The sequence below is a fragment of the Mesorhizobium sp. M1006 genome, assembly GCF_040318825.1.
In the GTDB taxonomy this organism is placed as follows: Bacteria; Pseudomonadota; Alphaproteobacteria; order Rhizobiales; family Rhizobiaceae; genus Mesorhizobium.
Map to the genome: position 1 here is coordinate 89222 of NZ_JAMYMZ010000014.1, position 17639 is coordinate 106860.

Annotated in this window: 18 protein-coding genes; 7 read left to right on the forward strand and 11 right to left on the reverse strand. The window is 63.8% G+C overall.

Going from position 1 to position 17639, the window contains the following annotated elements:
* Nucleotides 1-50: 50 nt before the first annotated feature.
* Both NKH60_RS16000 and NKH60_RS16005 read right to left on the reverse strand, forming a co-directional pair.
* A complete protein-coding gene (locus tag NKH60_RS16000) occupies nt 51-1235 on the reverse strand; it encodes a cell wall hydrolase (RefSeq protein ID WP_352612340.1) in 1185 nt (394 codons plus the stop codon).
* A 107-nt stretch (nt 1236-1342) separates the two neighbouring features.
* A complete protein-coding gene (locus NKH60_RS16005; protein WP_352540126.1) occupies nt 1343-2662 on the reverse strand; it encodes an MFS transporter in 1320 nt (439 codons plus the stop codon).
* A gap of 120 nt (nt 2663-2782) precedes the next feature.
* Here NKH60_RS16005 and NKH60_RS16010 point away from each other — a divergent pair, with 120 nt between their 5' ends.
* On the forward strand, nt 2783-3700 hold the full coding sequence (locus NKH60_RS16010) for a LysR substrate-binding domain-containing protein (protein WP_352540127.1): 918 nt from the start codon (nt 2783-2785) through the stop codon (nt 3698-3700).
* Between the two features lie 117 nt (nt 3701-3817).
* Here NKH60_RS16010 and der read toward each other — a convergent pair whose 3' ends face one another.
* On the reverse strand, nt 3818-5251 hold the full coding sequence (gene der / locus NKH60_RS16015; RefSeq protein WP_352540128.1) for a ribosome biogenesis GTPase Der: 1434 nt from the start codon (nt 5249-5251) through the stop codon (nt 3818-3820).
* A gap of 6 nt (nt 5252-5257) precedes the next feature.
* Entirely contained in the window at nt 5258-5923 is a 666-nt protein-coding gene (locus NKH60_RS16020; RefSeq protein ID WP_352540159.1) for a tetratricopeptide repeat protein, read from the reverse strand.
* Nucleotides 5924-6125: 202 nt separating this feature from the next.
* Between NKH60_RS16020 and NKH60_RS16025 the strand changes: the two genes are divergently transcribed.
* A complete protein-coding gene (locus NKH60_RS16025; protein WP_352612714.1) occupies nt 6126-7118 on the forward strand; it encodes a polysaccharide deacetylase family protein in 993 nt (330 codons plus the stop codon).
* 25 nt (nt 7119-7143) lie between these two features.
* Here the strand turns inward: NKH60_RS16025 and sbmA are convergent, their stop codons facing one another.
* The 3 genes from sbmA to NKH60_RS16040 form a co-directional block, all read right to left on the reverse strand.
* Nucleotides 7144-8421: a peptide antibiotic transporter SbmA gene (gene sbmA / locus NKH60_RS16030; RefSeq protein WP_031211034.1), complete on the reverse strand. Its 1278-nt coding sequence runs from the start codon at nt 8419-8421 to the stop codon at nt 7144-7146.
* 115 nt (nt 8422-8536) lie between these two features.
* Nucleotides 8537-9691: a YbfB/YjiJ family MFS transporter gene (locus tag NKH60_RS16035; RefSeq protein WP_352612339.1), complete on the reverse strand. Its 1155-nt coding sequence runs from the start codon at nt 9689-9691 to the stop codon at nt 8537-8539.
* Nucleotides 9692-9794: 103 nt separating this feature from the next.
* Nucleotides 9795-10013, reverse strand: coding sequence for a hypothetical protein (locus NKH60_RS16040; RefSeq protein WP_352612337.1), 219 nt, complete (start codon nt 10011-10013; stop codon nt 9795-9797).
* A gap of 97 nt (nt 10014-10110) precedes the next feature.
* Between NKH60_RS16040 and NKH60_RS16045 the strand changes: the two genes are divergently transcribed.
* The 3 genes from NKH60_RS16045 to NKH60_RS16055 all read left to right on the forward strand — a co-directional run bounded on the left by NKH60_RS16045 (nt 10111) and on the right by NKH60_RS16055 (nt 12777).
* Nucleotides 10111-11025, forward strand: coding sequence for a LysR substrate-binding domain-containing protein (locus tag NKH60_RS16045; RefSeq protein ID WP_502907745.1), 915 nt, complete (start codon nt 10111-10113; stop codon nt 11023-11025).
* Between the two features lie 81 nt (nt 11026-11106).
* Nucleotides 11107-12363 carry an aminopeptidase gene (locus NKH60_RS16050; RefSeq protein ID WP_352540132.1) on the forward strand — a complete coding sequence of 419 codons (1257 nt, stop codon included), beginning with the start codon at nt 11107-11109 and terminating at the stop codon, nt 12361-12363.
* Nucleotides 12364-12420: 57 nt separating this feature from the next.
* Complete coding sequence (locus tag NKH60_RS16055) at nt 12421-12777, forward strand: DUF488 domain-containing protein (protein ID WP_352612335.1); 357 nt, start codon at nt 12421-12423, stop codon at nt 12775-12777.
* Nucleotides 12778-12968: 191 nt separating this feature from the next.
* Here NKH60_RS16055 and NKH60_RS16060 read toward each other — a convergent pair whose 3' ends face one another.
* A complete protein-coding gene (locus tag NKH60_RS16060) occupies nt 12969-13322 on the reverse strand; it encodes an ArsC family reductase (RefSeq protein WP_352612333.1) in 354 nt (117 codons plus the stop codon).
* A 173-nt stretch (nt 13323-13495) separates the two neighbouring features.
* Between NKH60_RS16060 and NKH60_RS16065 the strand changes: the two genes are divergently transcribed.
* Both NKH60_RS16065 and NKH60_RS16070 read left to right on the forward strand, forming a co-directional pair.
* The gene (locus tag NKH60_RS16065; RefSeq protein ID WP_352612331.1) at nt 13496-13846 is read left to right on the forward strand and encodes an ArsR/SmtB family transcription factor; all 351 of its coding nucleotides are present in this window, start codon (nt 13496-13498) and stop codon (nt 13844-13846) included.
* Nucleotides 13843-14328 carry an SRPBCC family protein gene (locus tag NKH60_RS16070; protein WP_502907747.1) on the forward strand — a complete coding sequence of 162 codons (486 nt, stop codon included), beginning with the start codon at nt 13843-13845 and terminating at the stop codon, nt 14326-14328. Before NKH60_RS16065 ends, NKH60_RS16070 begins: the two co-directional genes overlap by 4 nt.
* Nucleotides 14329-14452: 124 nt before the next feature.
* Here NKH60_RS16070 and NKH60_RS16075 read toward each other — a convergent pair whose 3' ends face one another.
* The 3 genes from NKH60_RS16075 to NKH60_RS16085 are packed head-to-tail and all read right to left on the reverse strand — an operon-like array spanning nt 14453 to nt 17598.
* Entirely contained in the window at nt 14453-15880 is a 1428-nt protein-coding gene (locus tag NKH60_RS16075) for an aldehyde dehydrogenase family protein (protein ID WP_352612329.1), read from the reverse strand.
* Nucleotides 15881-15914: 34 nt separating this feature from the next.
* Nucleotides 15915-17000 carry an ABC transporter ATP-binding protein gene (locus NKH60_RS16080; protein ID WP_352540135.1) on the reverse strand — a complete coding sequence of 362 codons (1086 nt, stop codon included), beginning with the start codon at nt 16998-17000 and terminating at the stop codon, nt 15915-15917.
* Nucleotides 16990-17598 carry a cupin domain-containing protein gene (locus NKH60_RS16085; protein WP_352540136.1) on the reverse strand — a complete coding sequence of 203 codons (609 nt, stop codon included), beginning with the start codon at nt 17596-17598 and terminating at the stop codon, nt 16990-16992. The genes NKH60_RS16080 and NKH60_RS16085 overlap by 11 nt, the downstream gene beginning before the upstream one ends.
* Nucleotides 17599-17639 lie beyond the last annotated feature (41 nt).

Genomic DNA, 17639 nt, shown 5'->3' on the forward strand with positions numbered 1-17639 from the left:
GTCTTCGATCGGCCGCTCTCGCGCGAAAGACGCAAGGGCTGCCCGAGCGCTCAGCTCCAGCCGCCACCATAGGTGCGGTAGAAGATGTGCAGGCCGATCCTGGTCATTTTCTGCATCGTCCGCGCCCAGCCCGGATGGACGTAGTTGGCGTAATAATGGGTCGACGAGCCGACTTCCGGAATGAAGATCTTGCCGGCTGTGACGGCCATGGCGACATCCTGGGCGGTCTTGTAGGCAGCGGGGTTGTCGATGCGCTTCTTCCTGCCGTCGCAGGCGAAGGAAAACTGGCAGCGGTTGAACCAGTTGTCGTTCTGATAGACGACGCCGCAGATCGAGTTCGGATAGGCGGGGTTGCGGACGCGGTTGAGGATGACCTGGGCGACGGCGGCCTGGCCGCGCACGGATTCGCCGCGCGCTTCGAAATAGATGCCGTTGGCGAGACAGGCCTGCTCCTGCTTGGAAAAAACGCTCGCCGGCAGCGGCGTCTGCATCCAGGAATGGTCGCCCTTGCTCAGCGGCGGAATGAAGCGGCCGTCGTTCGGGTCCTCGTCCTGCAGCAAGGCCTCGAAGGGCGACGCCTGTGCATAGTCGGGAGCGGACGAGGCGTAGGCGGTCGCCAGCACGTCAGGATGATCATTGTTGACCAGCGCGGCAAGCATCGCCGGTACGCCGGGATCCGGCTTCTTGTCGATGCGCGTGTGGAAGGCGGCGGCGATCTGGATTTCCTTGCCTTTGATCTCGGGCTTGGCGAAAGCCATCCTCAGGCCGCTGTCCATGCTTGGGCGGAGCAGCGAAGAGGTGCGCTCGAAGATCGAGCCGGCATTGAAGTTCTTCGGCGGCGAGACGGGCGAGACCTGGATGATGCGGCCCTTCTTGTCGGCACGCGTGATGCGGTTCTCGTCCGGCGTCGTGCCGGCGATGCTGCCCTTGCCGCGAAACGAAACGGCGCCGATGCCGGGTAGTTGGACACCGGAGCCGGAGAGCGAGCCGGTGCTGCTGGAATCGAGGAAGGGCATTTCGGCGGCGTGAACGGAGCCGGCGACGGATTTCTCGACATAGGCGTTCCAGCGGACGCTCGGCGCCTCAAGACCGGAGACCAGGCTTGTCATGTCCTGATAGGCCGCGACCGTCGGAAAGCCGATCCAGATGCCAAGGCCAATAACGAGGGGAGACAGGAAGGAACGCTTTTTCTCACCGGCGGCGGCGACAAGCCGCGTCAAAACACGTCGATGCACGGAACTCTCCAGAAACGCAACGGACCCCACTGGAGAGCTACAATGATGCATTAACCTTGATGGGGCGTTAACAGCTTAGAACGTTGTTTTCCCATCTCGTGTCGAAGTCAGGCGCTTTTGCGGCCGTCGCTTGACGGAAGAAAGATCGGCCAGGCGATCAGCGCGCAAATAGCCGCACCCAGCCAGACGCCTGCCCACGAGCAGAGCACGAGAAGCCCGGGAATGGCGATCGGCACCAGGAAGAAGGCGATGAAGACCAGACTGTTGGCGAGGCCGAGCGCCGTCCCGGCCTGGCTGGCGCCGGCCAGCGTCGCAAGCTCGGTGTAGGCAACGCCGTGCCAGGAGGAGACGCAGATACCGGCCACGACCAGCACCGCAACGATCGCCGGCGACAGCATCGGCGCTTGGCCTGACAAGAATTGGGCCGAAAACAAGACGAGCGCCGCAAGCACGGTGAAGGCGGCCACGCTCAGCATGCTGCACAGACGCAGGAACGACCGGCGGTTGCCGTGACGGTCGGTGTAGCGGCCGCTCCAGACGCGCATGACCATGGCGCCGACCTGCACGGCAGCCAGGCTGGCGCTGATCACGGCTGTTCCCATGCCGGCGAAATCATGCAGGAACACGGAAGCAAATGTAAGCACCGCCACCTGCGGAAAGCAAAGCAGGCCGATGGCTGTTGCGATGCGCCAGACGGCCGGGTTGCGCAGCGGCGCCGGGCCGGCCGACAATGCCATGCTGCCCGAATTGGCATCGTCATGCGCCGGCGGCTGATGCAGCCAGCGCCAGGCGAGCGAGGTCGAGACCGCGGATGCAGCCGCCAGAAGTCCGAAGACTGCCGTGAAGCCATGGGCTGAAGCGAGCGCTGGCAGCACGAGCGCGCCAAGCCCGCCGCCAAGCGGCACCGCCGTCTGCCTGATGCTCATGGCAAAGCCGCGCTCGCCTTCGCCGAACCAGGCCATGATGGCGCGGCCGCTGGAGCCGTTGACGCTGCCGCCGAGCAATCCGGTGACCAGCAGGGCAGCGGCGAGAAGCGCGATGCCGGGAATATGGGCCGGTGACGGCACGACCAGCGCGGCCATGACAAGCAGCCAAACCGCGGTTGCGCCGAGCCCGGTCAGCAGCACGCGGCGGTCGCCCCAGCGATCGGTCAGCAGCCCCCACGGCAATTCGCTCAGCGCCACGCCCAGGCCGAGAAGGCCAAGCGCCAGGCCGAGTTCGCCATTGGAGAGATGATAGCCCGAGCGCAGGAACACCGCCGTCGCCGGAATGCCGGAGAAGGTCGCGGAAAAGCAGGCATTGGCGGCGACGCCGATGCCCAGCACCTTCCAGCGATGATTGGCTCGAAGTGCCGCCGCTTCTGACGGGGCGGCAACGGCGGCCGGGCGAAGCGGTTTGCAATCTGCTCGTGTGGCGACAGCGGACATGGTTCAGCTCCTGCATGGGTCGGCTGCATTCGGTCTTGACGCGCTGTCTCTACCGCCATAGCTTCGTACTGAATATCAGGAAGTTTTTGACGTAATGTCCCGAATATCAGGATTATTGGCATGCGACGCGTGACGTTCGATCTCGACGTTCTGCGCAGCTTCGTTACCGGCATGGAGCTGGGCAGCTTCGCCAAGGCCGCCGACCGGCTCGGCCGCTCGACCTCGGCAATCAGTGCGCAATTGAAGAAGCTGGAGGAGCAGGCGGCGACGCCGATTTTCCGCAAATCTGGGCGTGGCCTGGCGCTGACGGACGCGGGCGAGACCATGCTCGGCTACGCGCGGCGGCTGATCGAGCTCAATGACGAGGCCGCCTCCGCCATCCACGATGTCGAGCTGGAGGGTTGGGTGCGGCTTGGACTACAGGAGGATTTCGGCGAGGCGGTGCTGCCGGAGGTGCTCGGGCGCTTCGCCCGCGCCCATCCCAAGGTCAAGATCGAGGCCAGGATCGCACGTAGCCATGAGCTTGCCGAACGGATCATTTCGGGCAGCCTCGATATCGCGCTTGCCTGGCACAATGGCGCGACGCTGCCCTACAGCCGGCATGTCGCCGACGTCCAGATGCGCTGGATCGGCCCGGCAAAACAGATCGAGACCAGCCTGCGCGATGGCGAGGCGTTGCCGCTGGTGGCGCTCGAAGCGCCGTGCCTGCTGCGCAGCGTGGCGACCGAAACGCTCGACCGCGCCGGCCTGGCATGGCGGATGGCCTTCTCCAGCCCGAGCCTTGGCGGCATCTGGGCAGCCGTCGCCGCCGGGCTCGGACTGACGATCCGCACCGATATCGGCCTGCCGGCCACCGTCAGGGCGATGACGCCGGAGATCGCCGGGCTGCCCGCCTTGCCCAAGATGGCGCTGTTCCTGCATCGCAAGGAGGCCGAGCCCGACGCGGTCGCGGCGCGGCTTGGCGACATCCTGCTGCAGGCAGCGTTGGCGGCGCTGCCCGGAACCGGCGATGCGAATGGTCTGAGGAAGGTGGCTTAAGGCCGATGAGCCGAAATGACGGCAAGCCTCGTAGCTTCGTCAGTTGAAGAATCCAGAAACGCAGAACGAGCGCCGCGATCCTTCGCCGACGTCTCGCAAGGTTCCGCCAATGATGATCTAGCGGCGCTTCTTTGCCTTGCCGGCGAAAGGATTGTCCGAGGTGCGCAAGGCGATGCGGATCGGCACGCCGGGCATGTCGAAAGCCTCGCGCAGGCTGTTCGAGAGATAGCGGACGTAGGATTGCGGCATCGCATCCGGCCGTGAGCAGGAGACGACGAAGCCCGGCGGCCGCGTCTTGGCCTGCGTGACATATTTGATCTTCAGCCGACGCCCGGCGACAGCGGGCGGCGGATGATGCGCCAGGATGCCTTCCAGCCAGCGGTTGAGCTTGCCGGTCGACACACGGCTGTTCCAAACTCGATGCGTCCGGATGACGGCATCCATCAGCTTGTCGAGGCCACGCCCGGTCTCGGCCGACACCGGCACCGCCTGCATGCCGCGCGCCTGCGGCAGCAGCCGCTCGGTTTTTTCGCGCAGCTCGGCCAGCAGCTCCTGGGGATGGTCGACAAGATCCCATTTGTTGAAGGCGATCACCGGGGCACGGCCCTCGCGGATGATCAGATCGGCGATCTGCAGATCCTGCTTCTCGAAGGGAATGGTGGCGTCGAGCACGATGATGACGATCTCGGCAAAGCGGATGGCGCGCAAGCCGTCCTGCACCGACATCACTTCGAGCTTTTCGTGGATCCTGGCCTTGCGGCGCATGCCGGCGGTGTCGAACAATTTTAAGCGGCGGCCATGCCAGTCCCAGTCGACCGAGATGGAATCGCGAGTGATGCCGGCCTCAGGGCCGGTCAACAGCCGCTCCTCGCCGATTAGTGCGTTGATCAGCGTTGACTTGCCGGCGTTGGGGCGGCCGACGACGGCGATGCGCATCGGCTTGGTGTCGTCATAGCTCGGCTCGGCGTCCGGGTCGGTGATGTCCTCGCCGATCAGCACCTCGCTGGCGGCGACCTCATCCTCGCCGGCCTCTTCGTCCTCGCCGAAGGCGCGCGCCTCGCCAAGTGCCGCGATCACCGCGTCGCGCAAATCGGGCAGGCCCTGGCCGTGTTCGGCCGAGACCGGGACCGGTTCGCCAAGGCCGAGCTCCCAGGCCTCCAGCATGCCGCCCTGGGCGCCACGCGCCTCGGCCTTGTTGGCAACGACGACAACCGGCTTGCCGGACTTGCGCACGATCTCGGCGAACGTCTTGTCGTCGGGCATCAGCCCGGACTTGGCATCGATCGTAAAAAAGATCAGGTCGGCCTCGCGGATGGCGATCTCGGTCTGGGCGCGCATGCGGCCGGGCAGCGTCGAGGCGGCCGCATCCTCGAAGCCGGCGGTGTCGATGACGTCGAAATGCAGATCGTAGAGTTTTGCGGCATGGACGCGGCGATCGCGAGTGACGCCGGGGGTATCATCGACAAGCGCCAGCTTCCTTCCCACCAGCCGATTGAAAAGGGTCGATTTGCCGACGTTAGGCCGGCCGATGATGGCGACTTTGAAGGTCATGGACTATCACGACACGCCGCCCGAGCCGCGGATCAGCTCGGACATCAATGTCGCCCGCTCGCGCGTGTTGCGCGGGGCGCCGTCGTCCGCGGCGATCTGGTCGAACAGCTTCAATGCATCCGCCGCCTTGCCTTCCTTCCAGGCGGCAAGGCCAAGCGCCTCGCGCGCCGTATGGCGCAGCGTGTTGGTGTCGGCGGTGAGCGCCTCGACGCGGCTGGAGACATCGGCGAAAGAGCCGTGATCGACCAGAAGCAGCGCTGCCCTGAGGCGCGCCATGTCGCGAATGCCGGAGGGGATCTTGGTGTCGGCGGCGACCTCGTCGAAATCCTTGATGGCGGCGTCGACGTCGCCCTTGTCCGCCTTGACGGTTGCCGCGCGCATGCGGGCGAGCAGCGGATAGGCACCGTAGCCGTCCTTCTCCAACGCCTCCAGAGCGGCAAGCGCCTCGTCGTTCTTGCCGTCATTGGCGAGCTTCAGCGCCTGCGAGAAGGCATCGCCCGAGCGGTTGGCGCGGGTTTCGTCCCAATAGCGGTAGCCGACGACAGCGGCAGTGCCGAGCACCACCAGCACGGCCAGCACGAGCAAGGCGGGACCGAAACGGTCCCACAGCGCATGCGCCTGGTCGCGACGAATCTCTTCGTTGACTTCGCGGATAAAACTGTCGTCCGACATGATCAAAACCATTCATGCCCCGGGCGGGGCGGTTGATGAGCCCGCGTTTTAGCGAAATTTTGCCGGCATGGAAGGGGTTCGGCGGGAAAATCGCCTATTCACGAGGCAGTCGCCGCCAACGGCGGCCGACAGGTCGATCGTACCCGTGCCATATTTCACCGGTAGGCGTCGCTTCTACATTCCTTGACCCGGTCAGATGCCTTTGCCCTGTTTGTCCCGCGTTGTTACGTTTTCCATTGCCGTGTTTGCTGCCGGCGCGGCTTGCGCCGACCCGCCGGCGCCGCCGGCAAAACCGAAGCAGATCGTCATCATCTCATTCGACAGCGCCCGCGACATTTCGCAGTGGCAGCGCAGCCGGGCGCTGGCCGCACGCACGGGTGCGCATTTCACCTATTTCGTCTCCTGCGTATTCCTGCTGTCGCCCGAGACGCGCAAGGAATACACCGCGCCCGGCAAGACAGAAGGCAAATCGAACATCGGCTTTGCCGCCTCCAAACAGGAAGTCGCCGACCGGCTCGAGCAGATCAATCTTGCCGCCTCGGAAGGCCACGATATCGGCAGCCATGGCTGCGGCCATTTCGACGGCAAGGACTGGAGCAAGGCCGACTGGCTGAGCGAGTTCGGCTCGTTCAAGCATATTCTCCAAAACGCCTATTCGATCAACGGCATTGCTCCTGAACCGAAGGGCTGGCGCGATTTTGCCCGCAAGTCGGTGGTCGGGTTTCGCGCGCCTTATCTGTCGGCAAACAAGGCGCTCTACGAGGCGCTGCCCGCGGCCGGTTTCCTGCTCGACGCAAGCGGCGTTTCGCGTGGGCCGGTTGAGCCACCGACCGTCAACGGCATCACGCGCTTTTCGCTGCCGCAGATCCCGGAAGGGCCGAGCTCAAGGCGGGTGATCGCCATGGATTACAATCTCTATGTCAGACATTCCGGCGGCTTCGAGCGGCCGAGCATGGCGGAAGAGTTCGCTGACCGGACCTATAACGCATTCCGCGCCGCCTTCGATGCGCAATACCAGGGCAAGCGCATTCCGCTTGAGCTCGGCTTCCACTTCACGCTGATGAATGACGGCGCCTACTGGAACGCGCTGGAACGCTTTGCCGGCGAGGTCTGTATCAAAGCGGACGTCGAGTGCATCAGTTTTCACGATTATGTTTCGCGGCGAGGCGAAAGGCAGGCGGCGGTGGGCGGCTGAGCCCAGTGCTCGCCGCTGCCCCATCTCAGCTTGCCGGCTGATCCTCCGGACGCAAGCCGGCTTGCTCACGTTCGAGATAACGCTGGTCGATTTCGGGCAATGGCTCGCCCTCGAGCGTCGCCTCGAAGGCGCGCAGGCGCTTGTAGATCGAGATCAGTTCCACGACCGTCGGCCAGGCATTGACCAGATACTGAAATGAAGATCGGACCTGCTCAAAGGAGTTGAGAATCTGGTTCAGAGCGCCGAGCTTGATCTTTCCCGCGACCATCGTAGGAACAAGAACAATATATGGAAATATATTGTCGATCTGTAGATAGAATATTCTAGCAACGTTAAAATATAAGTAGTGGAAATATTTCCGAAAATAGATGCTTCTTACGCTTCTAAAAAGGTCAGCGACAGTTGGCGGTTGGGCGCGATCTGCATCGTCCTCACCATAGACCAATTCTTTGCGGTAGGCTGCCTCGACACGTTGGGTGCGGAATTCGAGACCCGGCAGTTTGATTCCTACCGCAGCTAAGAAAGTAGTTCCGAAGGCCGACCAAAGGATTGCTACAACGACCAGGGAGTAAGGCACCGTGCCGACAATCGGCAGTTCCGTGACGTTTTCAGAGAGATGCAGCAGCACGGGAAGGAATGCTATCAGTGTCATGATGGACCCGACTAAGCTTACGCCCAGATCCTCCATCGTGCTGGAGAAGCGCATCGTGTCTTCTTGAACACGCTGGGACGCACCTTCGATGCGCCTCAATCTTTCCCAGTTGGTCATGTAGTATTCGTTCATTGCGGTGCGCCAACGAAATATCCAATGACTTACAAAAAACCGGTTGAGGGCGCCAACGGTCACAGCCAGAAGCGCAATCCACATAATTGTCAGCAGTTGGATATAGAAGTCCCACGGCGTCGTAGAGTACGGTGTGCCTAAAGCCTTCTGAATAAGATCGTAGAAAGGGCCATACCAGTCATTGAAGGCGACATTTACCTGCACCTGGTAATAGATCACAAAGAGAATCAGTGAGGTGCCAAGGATCGACCAATTCCGCCATGGATGAGGTCGGTACCAGGCCCAAAAGCCGTAGAAGATGAGGACGACAGCCGCAAAATATATATAGAACCAGAGAAATGGCTTCGACCAAAAGAGCGACACGCCAATGATCTTGTCGACGCCGGCGGCCATCGGGGGCAGTCCAAAAACTGCTCCAAGTTGCTCTCCTCCAAAAAACCAAAACAGAACGGCCGCGAGGCTCCAGACGGCTACCGAAGAGAAGAAAAGCTTCGGCTGCGGGAAGAAGGATACGAACACTGTGGGGAAATCCTCGGTCGATGCGCAAATCAGCGGGGTTCAGCGGGCATAAAGTCACACATTAGTGGGAAAGAAAATGCCCGTGCCCGATGCCCGCAACCGAGCAAGACCATAATCATGGCGATTTTGGCGCAGCCGACCAGGCGATCGCGCCGGAAGCGAGCAGGACGGCGGCGGCCACGATCGAGGCAAGGAAAAAGTTGCCCGAGGCCTGCGCAAGCAGCCCGGCGACGATCGGGCCGATGATCTGGCCGAGGCCGAAGGCGGCCGTCATCACCGCCAGCATCCGGCGTGGTGCTTGCGGAGCAAGCTGCCTGCCGGCCTGCAGGCCAAGCGCGGTGATGGCGATGAAGGTGCCGCCGACAAGAAGGCCGCCGAGCAGCGGCCCGGTGCGCCCGCCCATGGCGACGCTGGCGCTGACGCCGACCACCTCGACCAGGCACCCCAGTGCGTAGGTGGCATAGAGCCCGATCCTGGCCGTAAGCTTCTGCCACAGCCAGACCGAGGGGAAACCGGCAAGGCCGGTGACCATCCAGACCACGGCCTCGAAGACGCGGCCGCCGCCGCCCTGGCGGACGATGGCGACCAGGAACGTTGCCGTGACGATGTAGCCGAAGCCGAACAGGCCGTAGGCGACAATGACCTTCACCAGCGACCGGTCTTTCGGCAGTGCCGGCTCGCTCCCGGTGGTGCTGTTCGCGGCCGAGGTGCCGCCGGCCAGCAAGGCGACGGCGGCAAAGCCGCAGGCCGAAATCACCGCCGACCACAGCCAGCCCGCCGCCCAGCCGGCATGTTCGGTGACGAGGAGCGCCAACAGCGCCGAGGATGCCGCGATGCCGAGGCCGACACCGCCGAAATACAGCGCCTGCAGGTCGTTTCGCCCGGCCGCGGCGAGATGACCGAAAACGATGCTGGTCATGAAGACCAGCACGAAGGCACTGGCGAGGCCGGCAAGAAAGCGGATGAGGAGAAACCCGGGCATGGTGCCGCTCAGGCCCATCAGGCCGGCGAGGATCGCGGTGGCGGCAAGGCCGGCCAGCATCAGCTGGCGCTCGCGGCCTTGCGCCCAGCCGCCGGTGGCGGCAAGCGCGCCGACGAGATAGCCGAGATAATTGGCCGATGCGATCCAGCCGGCATCGGCCGGCGACAGGCCGAGCTCTTCCATCATGCCGGGCAGGATCGGCGTATAGACGAAGCGGCCGATGCCCATGGCGACGGCCAGGGCGATCATGCCGGCGATTGCCAGGCGCAAGGGCGAAGCGATGTTCATCGCGGTGCACCATAGGTGCGCCTGCCGGCGAGACAATCCGCCTTTTATTGGGCCAGAAGGGCTGCGCAGCCGCGTCGGCGGCCGGCTCGCCGGGGTGCTTCGTTCAGGAGACTCTGCCGCAGCAGGTCCCCGTCGAGGCCGTCTCGTAGCGAGTGCGACGCGCGGTCAGCCTGAATGGCATGTCGGCGAGTTCGCGCTCCGACATGTTATCGAGGAGCGGATGCGCCAGCGGATCGGTCACCCAGCTGGTGGCCTCACTGTCATGCCGGTGTGGCTGCGTTCCGATCGGGGAAAACGCGCCGAGCCATGACAAAATCTTCATCGGATTTGCCTCCTCACTCTGCGTAATCCACTTAGAATCCGCCGTTCGGCAGCGTCTGGCAATTGAGATTTCCGCCGCTCCAGTTTAGAAAAACTGTATGGCTATGCTGAACCGCGTCCATCTCAACGGCTTGCGCGCCGTCGAGGCCGTCGCCCGCCTGGGCTCGCTTGCGGCGGCGGCCGGCGAGCTCAACGTCTCGGTCAGCGCCGTCAGCCAGCAGATCAACCGGACCGAAAAGCAGCTCGGCCGGGCGCTGTTCGACCGAACGCCAGCTGGCCTGGTGGCGACGGAATTCGGCACCGTCTTTACCGCGCGGCTCAGCGCAGGCTTCCGCGAACTCGCACAGGCGATAGCGCTTGCCGACGAAAGCTCGGAGTGCACGCTGGTGGTTTCGGTGGCGCCGGCTTTCGCCTCGAAATGGCTGCTGCCGCGGCTGTCGCGGCATTTCGCCCGCCATCCGAACGTGCTCCTGCGCATCGATGCCTCGGTGCGGCTTGCCGATCTCGATCGTTCGGGCATCGACGTCGCCATTCGGCTCGGCGACGGCAAATGGCCGGGCGGGCGCGCCGAATTGCTGCTGGCGCAGGAGGTGTTTCCGGTCTGTGCACCGGTGATCGCCAGCAAGCTGAAATCGATCGGGGACCTTGCTTTGACCTGTGCGATCACGGACGAAAGATCGATGATCAGTTGGGAGAGCTGGTTCGAAGCGGCCGGGGTGAAGCCGGTCACCTTCATGAAGGGCGCGCGCTTCACCGATCCGATGCTGTGCCTGGAATCGGCGATTGCCGGTCACGGCGTCATGCTCGGCTGGCAGTTGCTGGCCGCCGACGCACTGGCCGACGGACGTCTCGTCGCGCCGTTCGGCATACGCGCCCAGAGCGGCCTCGGCTATTGGCTGGTAACTTCGGCCAGCAAGGGCGAAAGCCGCAAGGTCAGGGATTTCAAGACCTGGATCCGCGAAGAGATCGAGGCGACGATGGCGCAGTTCAGGTCGCTCGAGAGCGTCAGCTAGACCTGCCGGCGTCATCAGAGTGGAAAGGTCGGCAGCGCCGGTCTATGTAAGAAACAGTCCCCAATCACGGCAGGCAGGATCATGACCACACATTCGCGCGGCGTTTCCGCAAGCATCGACCCGGTGAAGCTCGACAGGCTGGCGGAGGTCGCCGTCAAGGTCGGGCTGCAATTGCAGCCGGGGCAGGATCTGGTGCTGACCTCGTCTATCGCCGCGCTGCCTCTGACGCGGCGGATCATCGAGCACGCCTACAAGGCAGGCGCGGGCCTGGTGACGCCGATCTTCAACGACGATGAGATCACTCTCGCGCGCTTCCGCTACGGCGCCGACGCCGGTTTCGACCGCGCCGCCGGCTGGCTCTACGAAGGCATGGCAAAAGCCTTCGCAAACAATGCGGCTAGGCTCGCCGTGCGCGGCGAGGATCCGTCGCTGCTTTCGGCGCAGGACCCGGCAAAGGTGGCGCGTGCCAACAAGGCGAATTCGATGGCCTACAAGCCGGCGCTGGAGAAGATCACCGGCTTCGACATCAACTGGAACATCGTCGCCTATCCCGATCAGGCCTGGGCCAAGCAGGTATTCCCGGACGACGCCGACGACGTCGCCGTGGCCAAGCTCGCCGACGCTATCTTTGCCGCCTCGCGGGTGGATGTCGAAGACCCGATCGGCAATTGGACGGCGCACAATGCGGCGTTGAAGAGCCGCACCGAATGGCTGAACGGCCACAATTTCCACGCGCTGCATTTCACCGGCCCCGGCACCGACCTGACCGTCGGGCTGGCCGACGGCCACGAGTGGATGGGCGGCGCCTCGACCGCCAAGAACGGCATCACCTGCAACCCCAACATCCCGACCGAAGAGGTTTTCACCACGCCGCATGCAAGGCGAGTCGAAGGCCATGTCACCAGCACCAAGCCGCTGTCCTATCAGGGTACCCTGATCGACGGCATTGCGGTGCGTTTCGAGGCGGGCCGCATTGTCGAGGCCAAGGCGACGAAGGGCGAGGATGTGCTGCAGAAGGTGCTCGACACCGACGAAGGCTCGCGCCGTCTCGGCGAGGTGGCGCTGGTGCCGCATTCCTCGCCGATCGCCAAGAGCGGGCTGCTGTTTTTCAACACGCTGTTCGACGAGAACGCCGCCTGCCACATCGCGCTCGGCCAGTGCTATTCGAAGTGCTTCGTCGACGGCGCCTCGCTCGGCCAGGACGAGATCGCGGCGCGCGGCGGCAACAAGAGTTTCATCCACATCGACTGGATGATCGGCTCGGACAAGATCGACATAGACGGCGTCCATAAGGACGGCAGCCGCGTGCCGGTGATGCGCAAGGGCGAGTGGGTTTAGGCCCGGGATCTCTAAACGAAGGGCAGCAAGCAGCGGCGCCTGCTGGCCCATGCGGAATTGGCAATGGAGCTCGCGGTAAAGCGCATCTATGAGCCGCCGGCGCCCGATGACGGGCAGCGGGTGCTCGTCGACCGCATATGGCCTCGCGGCGTCCGCAAAGAGGAAGCGGCGCTGACGCTATGGCTAAAGGACATCGCGCCAAGCGATGGGTTGCGCAAATGGTTCGGCCATGAGCCGGCGCGCTGGGCGGAGTTCCAGCGGCGATACCGCGATGAGCTCGACCGGAACGGCGAGGCGGTCGGCCAGCTGTGCGCTCTGCTCGACAAAGGCCGGGTGACGCTGCTCTACGGCGCGCATGACGAGGCGCACAACAATGCGGTGGCACTGGCGAGCTATTTGCGTGAGATCAATTAGTCACGCCGGCGGGACAGCGCCCCCCCTCTGGCCTGCCGGCCATGTCCCCCTCAAGGGGGGGATTGGCAGCTTCGCCGAAAGCGCCCTTCTTTGGAGACTAGCGAAAGCCGAAGTGACATCCAATCTCCCCCCCAGAGGGGGAGCTGTCCGGCAGGACAGAGGGGGGCGCGACGGATCGCGGCGGGTCGGTTCTACTTCCCACTCACCGCCTCTTGATAAACATCAGGCTTGAAGCCAACGAGAACCCTGTCGCCGAGTTCCAGCACCGGACGCTTGATCATTGTCGGGTTGGCCAGCATCAGCGCCTTGGCCTTGTTCTCGTCCAAGCCCAGTCTGTCCTCCTCCGACAGTTCACGGAACGTTGTGCTCGCCTTGTTGAGCAGGATTTCCCAGCCGACCTTGCCTGACCAGCCGTTCAGCCGATCCGCATCCAGCCCTTCGACCCTGTAGTCATGAAAGCGATAGGCAACATCATGGCTCGCCAGCCAGGAACGCGCCTTCTTGACCGTATCGCAATTGGTAATGCCGTACATGGTGATCGTCAAAACGGATCCTCGGACCGGTCGAATCTAGCGGCACCCTAAAACCGCGCCTCTGACTTTTCCAGCGGCCTCGCCGGGCATCCGTGATTTTCGCGCTGGCCAATAGTAAGGAATTTCCCTAATTGTTTCCCGAGGAAACTTTGGTCATGCGGAATGGCCGACGCAAGGAGATGACCATGACGGGCCTGCAGACCGAAAGCCCCCCGCCCATTGACGGCATTTTCCGGGCGCTCGCCGACCCGACCCGGCGACGCGTGGTCGAGCGACTGAACCGAAGCCCCGCCTCGGTCAGCGAGCTTGCCCAGCCGTTCGAGATGGCCCTGCCATCCTTCATCGAGCATCTCAGGGTTCTGGAAGGCTGCGGGCTGGTGCATTCGGAAAAAGCCGGCCGCGTCAGGACCTACCGGCTCGCGCCGGAGCCGTTGAAGCTCGCGGAAAACTGGCTGGCCGAGCAGCGTGCGCTGTGGGAGCGCCGTCTCGACCAGTTCGACGATTACGTGCTGAAACTCAGGGAGAAAGACAGATGAATATGGTGCCGTTGTTCCAACCCGATCCGAAGCTCGACCTCGTGCTCGAACGGACGATCGAGGCGCCGCGAAAACTGCTGTGGATGGGCTTGACGGAGCCCGAGCATGTCCGCCAATGGTTCACGCCGAAGCCGTGGATTATCACCGATTGCGAGATCGACCTGCGGCCCGGCGGTCTGTTCCGGACCCGCATGCAGTCGCCCGACGGCAAGGAGGTCAACGACAGGCGTTGCTGCTACCTCGAGATCGTCCAGGACGAGCGGCTGGTGTGGACCGATGCGCTGCTGCCAGGCTACCGGCCGTCAGGCGACCCATTCATCACAGCCGTCATAGCGCTGCAATCGCATGGTGAGACGACGCGCTACACCGCCACCGCCATCCACCGCGACGAAGCCACGCGCAACAGCCACGAGGACATGGGCTTTCACGACGGCTGGGGCACGGTGGCGGATCAGTTGGCCGGCTATCTCAAGACGATCTGAGGCGACCCTGCTTCGCACTCACATTGCGGCCACGAAGCCGTCGTGGCCGTTCAACCGAACGCCGGTGCCGAGGCACCAACGCTCGCAACAAACTTGACGTTGGCGTAATGCCAATGTTGAACGCTCAGGCGCCGTAGCCGATGATGCCCTTGATCTCGAGGAAGTCGTGGATCGCCCAGTCGGCGTATTCGCGGCCGTTGCCGGACTGCTTGTAGCCGCCGAAGGGCGCGAGCGTATCCCATTCCGGATAGTTGATCGACACCTGCCCGGCGCGCAGCCGGCTGGCAATCTTGCGGGCGTGGTCGATATCCCCGGACTGCACATAGGCAGCCAGGCCATAGACGGTGTCGTTGGCGATCTTCACCGCATCATCATCGTCATCGTAGGAGATGACCGACAGGACCGGCCCGAAAATCTCCTCCTTCTCGATGGTCATGCCAGGCCTGACGTGGCCGAAAACGGTCGGTCGCACATAATAGCCACGGTTGAGGTGTTCCGGCCGGCCGGGGCCGCCGGTGACCAGCGTCGCACCCTCGGCGATACCTGCCTCGATCAACCGCTGGATCTTGTCGAACTGGATGTTGCTGACCACCGGCCCGAGCTTGGTCTGCTCCGAGCGCGGGTCGCCGACCTTGTGCCGTTCGGCGGCCTTCCTGGCGATCGTCAGCGCCTCGTCGTGACGGGCGGCCGGTACCAGCATGCGGGTCGGCGCATCGCAAGACTGGCCGCTATTGCCGAAGCAGGCGTTGACACCCTTGCGCACCGCCGTCTCGAAGTCAGCGTCGGGCAGCACGATGTTGGCCGATTTGCCGCCGAGCTCCTGCGCCACGCGCTTGACCGTCTCGGCCGCCGTCTTGGCGACAATGATGCCGGCCCGGGTCGACCCGGTGAACGAGACCATGTCGACGTCGGGATGGCCAGCCATGACCTGGCCGACATCCGGACCAGTGCCATTCACCATATTGTAGACGCCCTTCGGCGTGCCGGCGGCGTCCATCACCTCGGAAAAGATGATGCCGCTGATCGGCGCGATTTCGGAAGGCTTTAAAATGACGGTGCAGCCGGCAGCGATGGCCGGCGCCACCTTGCAGACTATCTGGTTGAGCGGCCAGTTCCACGGTGTAATCAGCGCGCAGACGCCGATCGGCTCCTTGACCACCATGGTGGTGCCGCGCTTCTCGCTGAATTCGTAATCCTCCAGCGCCTTGATGGTAGCTTCCATGTGCGCCCTGCCCGCCCAGGCCTGCGCCTCGCGCGCCCACCTGATCGGCGCGCCCATTTCCTGGCTGACCGCCTGGGCGATGTCCTCGTAGCGCTCATTGTAGACGTCGAGGATACGCTTCAGCAGCTTCAGGCGCTCGGCCTTGGTCGTTTGCGAAAAGGCCGGGAATGCCGCCTTGGCTGCAGCCACGGCCTTGTCGACATCGGCTTTCGAGCCGACCGAGATTTTGGTGTAGGCCTCTTCAGTGGACGGATCGATCACATCCAGCGTTGCCGGAACCACGGGGCCGACCCATTTGCCGCCGATGAAAAAATTGAGATGATTGCTCATGGGTCGTGCTCCGGTTTTCTGGAAATGAGTGAGACTAGCTAGGCAGCATAGGGCAGTTGGCGCCACGGCGCAGGCTGATATGCGCCACGTCGCCGACGCTGAATTGAAAACCCTCTGTCCGGCGCGGCGCGTCGATCACCACCTGTGTCCCCTGCCCCAACTCTGCATGAAGGCGCAAGGTGCGGCCGTGAAAGACGATGCTGTTCACCCGCACCGGTACAGTGCCGGCCGTGGCCTCGGTCGTCGCCAAAAGATCCTCCGGACGCACGCCGATGGTGCGCACCGTGCCCTCGCCAGGCAGTTCGCCCGTCTCCGAAACCGCTTCCAGCGGCAGGGCGCCGGCGGCGAACCGCAAGCGCTCGCCATCGCGGCCGACAAAGCGCGACTGCAGAAGGTTCATCGTGCCGATGAAGCTGGCGACGAATTTGGTGGCGGGCCGGTCGTAAAGGGTCGCCGGCGGCGCAATCTGCTCTATGCGGCCCTTGTTCATGACGACGATGCGGTCTGAGATCGACAGCGCCTCGGTCTGGTCGTGCGTGACCATGACGAAAGTGGTGCCAAGCCGCGACTGCAGCCGCTTCAGTTCGACCTGCATCTGCTCGCGCAGATGCGCATCGAGCGCCGACAGCGGCTCGTCGAGCAGCAGCACACGCGGCTCGCAGACGATGGCGCGGGCAAGTGCGACGCGCTGGCGCTGGCCACCCGACAATTCGGACACGCGGGCGCCGGGCTTCTCGGCAAGGCCGACCATGTCGAGCGCTGCGCCGACGCGCTTTGCCTGTTCGGCACCGGAGAGCTTGCGCAGCGACAGGCCGAAGCCGACATTTTCGGCAACGTTCATGTGTGGGAACAGCGCGTAGTCCTGGAACACGGTATTGACAGGACGGGCGAAGGGCCTGAGCGCCGTGATGTCGCGGCCTTCGAGCAGGACCTTGCCGTTCGACGGGCTCTCGAAGCCGGCGATGACACGCAGGCTGGTGGTCTTGCCGCAGCCGGACGGTCCGAGCAAGGTCAGGAACTCGCCGCGGGCAATGTCAAGATCGACGGCGTCGAGCCCGACGATGCCGCCGGGGAAAATCTTGGAGACCTTGTCCAGCCGGACGAGAGGATCAGGCGCCATCGCGAACCTCGGACGGCTTGGTGGTGTTGACCCACAGGATCTGGCAGCGCTCGCTGCCCGGATTGCGGAAGGCATGTAGCAACGTGCTCCTGAAGGCGAAGCTGTCGCCGGCCTTCAGCCCGTATCTGGTCGAATCGACCACCAGCTCGACCTCGCCCGACAGGACGAAGCCGAATTCATGGCCGGCATGGGCGTAAGCTTCGGCGGTGCCGCCACCGGCGTCAACGGTCACCAGCATGCCGGTCAGCGTGGCGGCCGGCGGCGACAGCAGCGCCTTGGCGATGCCTTCCGATTTGACCGGGATCTGACGCCGGCTGTTGGCGCGCACACAATAGAGATCGTTGCCGACATCCTTGCCGTCAGCGATCAGCGCTGACGGCTCTATATCGAGGGCGGCGGCAAGCGGCCAGATCACGCGGACCCGCAATGACGACATGCCGCGCTCGATCTGGCTTAGCGCACCTATCGAGACACCTGCCTTGGCGGCAAGTTCGGCCAGCGAGAGATTGCGCTCCAGCCTGAGCGCTCGCACGCGCCGGCCGACCCTGACGTCGGCGTCGTCCTTCGGCTTCTCAGCCGCTTCGTCCAGCATGTCCATTCGTTGGTCCTTGTTTGGTTAGGTTTTCCCTTCTCCCCTTG